5 protein-coding genes are annotated in these 4,155 nt (G+C 68.0%); 3 read left to right on the top strand and 2 right to left on the bottom strand.

Annotated features, from left to right (window positions below; translation table 11 throughout):
* The first annotated feature begins 238 nt into the window (after positions 1–238).
* Positions 239–688 (top strand): MarR family winged helix-turn-helix transcriptional regulator, encoded by a 450-nt coding sequence (locus R6V09_RS47545; RefSeq protein WP_317887679.1) that lies wholly within the window; start codon positions 239–241, stop codon positions 686–688.
* A gap of 157 nt (positions 689–845) precedes the next feature.
* Positions 846–1,226, top strand: coding sequence for an anti-sigma factor antagonist (locus R6V09_RS47540; RefSeq protein WP_317887678.1), 381 nt, complete (start codon positions 846–848; stop codon positions 1,224–1,226).
* Between the two features lie 9 nt (positions 1,227–1,235).
* Here the strand turns inward: R6V09_RS47540 and tuf are convergent, their stop codons facing one another.
* Together tuf and R6V09_RS47530 are read right to left on the bottom strand one after the other, a co-directional pair.
* Complete coding sequence (tuf, locus tag R6V09_RS47535; protein WP_317887677.1) at positions 1,236–2,429, bottom strand: elongation factor Tu; 1,194 nt, start codon at positions 2,427–2,429, stop codon at positions 1,236–1,238.
* Positions 2,430–2,484: 55 nt separating this feature from the next.
* Positions 2,485–3,438, bottom strand: a complete 954-nt coding sequence (locus tag R6V09_RS47530; protein WP_043670307.1) for a ribose-phosphate diphosphokinase — start codon at positions 3,436–3,438, stop codon at positions 2,485–2,487.
* Positions 3,439–3,633: 195 nt separating this feature from the next.
* On the opposite strand from R6V09_RS47530, the gene R6V09_RS47525 reads away from it, so the two are divergent.
* Positions 3,634–4,155: GTP-binding protein (locus R6V09_RS47525; RefSeq protein ID WP_317887676.1), on the top strand; the 522-nt coding region annotated here is incomplete at its 3' end.

Here is a 4,155-nt window from a genome sequence, read left to right as displayed (position 1 = left end):
CGCGACCGTGGTCACGACCCGGCCCCGGGACGGGTCGACCACCTCGGTGCGCGCCCCGTCGGCGGCCTCGCGCCACTGCCCCCCGACGAACAGGCGGCCGGGTTCGATCTCGAAGGCGGTCATCGCCACTCCTCAGCATCGTTGCCAAGATTTCAACCAACAGGATTCCTGTTGGTTGCTCGTCTGGTCCGCAGTCTCATTACAGACAGGTTTCCTGTCAATGCTCTAGGGTGAATCCATGGCTGAATCCCTGGTTGGCGCCCACGCGACGAAGGCACCCCCGTCCCTGCTGTACATGGTCAAGCAGGTGGAGCTGGTCGTCCGCTCCCGCCTGGACGAGCTGGTCAGGCCATATGGGATCACCGCACTCCAGTACACCGCGCTCACGGTCCTGGAGCGACACGACGGCCTGTCGGCGGCGCAGCTGGCCCGCGATTCCTTCGTCACCGCGCAGTCCATCGCCGACCTGGTCCGCTCGCTGGAGGGGCGCGGGCTGATCCGCCGAGAGCGCAATCCCCGCAACCGCCGCGAGCTGCTGATCCTGCTCACCGACGAGGGGCGCGAGCTGCTGACGGGCTGCGCGGAGCCGGTCCGGGAGCTGGAGGAGCGGATGGTGCGCGAGCTCACAGCGCACCAGAGCGAGCAGTTCCGCCAGGCACTTTCCAAGGCCTGGCACGCGCTGTCGTAGGCCTGCCCCGAAGATCTCAGAAAGCTCTGGCTCGATTCGAAGACATATGTCAATCGAACATGCTCAAATTCACTCCATCGAGGGTAACTTGCAGGGCGGGGAGCGTTTTTGTGCTCAACCCCCGCTTCACCGTGGGCCGGTTGGAGGCGATGTGGTCGTGCAGCAGGAACCCGCGCCGCTCACCCGGCATCTGCGTATCCACCAGGACCGTGGGTTCACGGTCCTGGAGTTCCGCGGGGAGATCGACATCGTCGCGGCGATGGAGATCCTCCCGTCCCTGGACCGGGTGACGGCGCGGCCGGGCGCGCGGATCGTGATCGATCTCAGGCAGGTCGAGTTCTTCGACTGCTCGGGGCTGCGCCTGCTGTACCGGGCACGGCAGCGAGTGCTGGAGCGGGACGGCCGGCTCCATCTCGTCTGCACCCACCCGCTGACGCTGCGCATCCTGCGGGTCACCGGTCTCAGCCGGCTCCTGACGCCGCAGCCGACGCTGGACGCGGCCCTGGAGCAGCCCGAGGCCACGTCCGGCACATTGTGATCACAGCGGTTATTTCAAGATCTTGGTGACCTGGCCGGCGCCCACCGTCCGCCCGCCCTCACGGATGGCGAACTTCAACCCCTCCTCCATCGCGATGGGTTGGATCAGCTCGACATGCATGGTCGTGTTGTCGCCCGGCATGACCATCTCGGTGCCCTTCGGCAGGGTCACCACACCCGTCACGTCCGTGGTCCGGAAGTAGAACTGCGGCCGGTAGTTGTGGAAGAAGGGCGTGTGCCGGCCGCCCTCGTCCTTGGACAGGATGTAGGCGCGGGCCTCGAACTCCACGTGCGGGGTGACCGATCCGGGCTTGATGACGACCTGGCCGCGCTCCACGTCCTCGCGCTTCACCCCGCGCAGCAGCAGTCCGACGTTCTCGCCGGCCCGGCCCTCGTCGAGGAGCTTGCGGAACATCTCGATGCCGGTGACGGTCGTCTTCGTCTTCTGCTCGTGGATGCCGATGATCTCCACCTCGTGGTTGACCTTCAGCACCCCGCGCTCGATCCGGCCGGTGACGACCGTGCCGCGCCCCGTGATGGTGAACACGTCCTCGATCGGCAGCAGGAACGGCCGGTCCACGTCCCGTACCGGCTGGGGCACGAACTCGTCGACGGCGTCGAGGAGTTCGAGCACCGAGGCGGTCCACTCCGGGTCCCCTTCGAGGGCCCTGAGCGCGGACACCTTGACCACCGGGAGGTCGTCGCCGGGGAACTCGTACTCGGTGAGCAGCTCCCGCACCTCCAGCTCGACCAGTTCCAGGATCTCCTCGTCGTCGACCATGTCCGTCTTGTTGAGGGCGACGACGATGTACGGCACCCCGACCTGTCGGGCCAGCAGGACGTGTTCCTTGGTCTGCGGCATGGGTCCGTCGGTGGCCGCGACGACCAGGATCGCACCGTCCATCTGGGCGGCGCCGGTGATCATGTTCTTGATGTAGTCGGCGTGTCCGGGGCAGTCGACGTGCGCGTAGTGCCGGCGTTCGGTCTGGTACTCGACATGGGCGATCGAGATGGTGATGCCGCGCTGCCGCTCCTCCGGCGCCTTGTCGATCTGGTCGAACGGCGTGAAGGGGTTGAGGTCGGGGAACCGGTCGTGCAGCACCTTCGTGATGGCCGCTGTGAGGGTGGTCTTGCCGTGGTCGATGTGACCGATGGTGCCGACGTTCACATGGGGTTTGGTCCGCTCGAACTTCGCCTTCGCCACGGCGAGTCCTCCTGATCACCTCGGTGCTGCCGAGCGTTGCTCCGTCCCCTCATGTCTATTCGTTCGGCGGCGCGTCGAACAGGGCACTGACGGACTCGCCGTTGTGAATGCGGCGTACGGCCTCGGCGAGCGCCGGGGCGATGGACAGGATGCGCAGCTTCTCGGTGCGCTCCTCCTCCGGCACCGGCACCGTGTTGGTGCAGACGATCTCCAGTACGTCGGGCTGCTCCCCGATCCGCTTGAGCGCGCCCGACGCGAACAGGCCGTGCGTGCAAGCCACTCGGATCGAGCGCGGCCCCAAGTCCCGCAGCCGGTCCAGGAGTTCGAGCACGGTGCTGCCCTTGGCGATCTCGTCGTCCAGGACGATGACGTCCCGGTCGGCGATCTCACCGATGACGGAACTGATGACGACCCGGTCGTCCGCGTACCGCTGCTTCGCGCCGGCCGCCACCTGGGCGCCGATCAGCCGGGCGAACGCGGCGGCCTCCTTTGCGTTGCCGAGGTCCGGGGAGACGACGGTGGTGCGGGAGAGGTCGTACTGCCGGAAGTGCGCGGCGAGTTCGCGCAGCGCGTGCAGATGGTCGACCGGCACCGAGAAGAAGCCGTGCACCTGCGGCGAGTGCAGGGTCATGGCCAGGACGCGGCTCGCACCGGCCGCCACCATCAGGTCGGCGACCAGCCGTCCGCCGAGCGAGATGCGCGGGGCGTCCTTCTTGTCGGAGCGGGCGTAGGAGTAGTGCGGCATGACGACGGTGATCCGCCCGGCGGAGGCGCCGCGCGCCGCGTCGCTCATCAGCAGCAGCTCGACCAGGTTCTCCTGGACCGGCTTGACGAGCGGCTGGATCAGGAAGACGTCCCGCTCACGGCAGTTGGCCTGGAGCTGTACCTCCAGGCAGTCGTTGGCGAACCGGCTGACCCGGGTCGGGCTGAGCGGTACACCGAGATGCGCGCAGACCTCCTTCGCCAACTCGGGGTGGGCACTCCCGCTGAACACGGCGATGTCTCGCACGATCTGCTCCTCGCATGATCATTCCCGGCCGTGCCTCATGCTACTGACCCCGAAAACCGGTTGCGGACGCCCGGCCGCCGCACGTCATGATGACGATGTCCGTGCCCTCTCCCGTCAGGAACCCTCACATGCGCCGACTCCTCGGAATCCACCAGCCTCCCCACTGGACGACGGTTCTCGAGGACTCGACCACGCATGCACACCCTGAACATCGGAATTCTGGCCCACGTCGACGCCGGTAAGACCAGCCTCACCGAGCGGCTGCTGTTCGACCACGGCGCGATCGACCGGCTCGGCAGCGTCGACGCCGGTGACACCCGTACGGACGACGGCGCGATCGAGCGACAGCGCGGGATCACCATCCGCTCGGCCGTCGCCGCGTTCACCGTCGGCGACACACAGATCAACCTGATCGACACCCCCGGCCACGCGGACTTCGTCGCGGAGGTCGAGCGCGCCCTGGAGGTGCTCGACGGCGCGGTGCTGCTGCTGTCCGCCGTGGAGGGCGTCCAGGCGCAGACCCGCGTCCTGCTGCGGACCCTGCGGCGGCTACGGCTGCCCACGCTCGTCTTCGTCAACAAGATCGACCGGGCGGGCGCCCGCGCCGAAGACCTCCTCACGGACATCCGGCGCCGGCTGACCCCGCACGTCGTACCGCTCACGGACGTGACGGGCCTCGGCACGCCCGGCGCCCGCGTGCTGCCCCGCCCGCCCGGC

It is taken from the genome of Streptomyces sp. W16, assembly GCF_033194735.1.
Taxonomy (GTDB): domain Bacteria; phylum Actinomycetota; class Actinomycetes; order Streptomycetales; family Streptomycetaceae; genus Streptomyces.
Note: the sequence above shows the minus strand (reverse complement) of the source record. Positions and strands in the feature narration are given on the sequence as shown.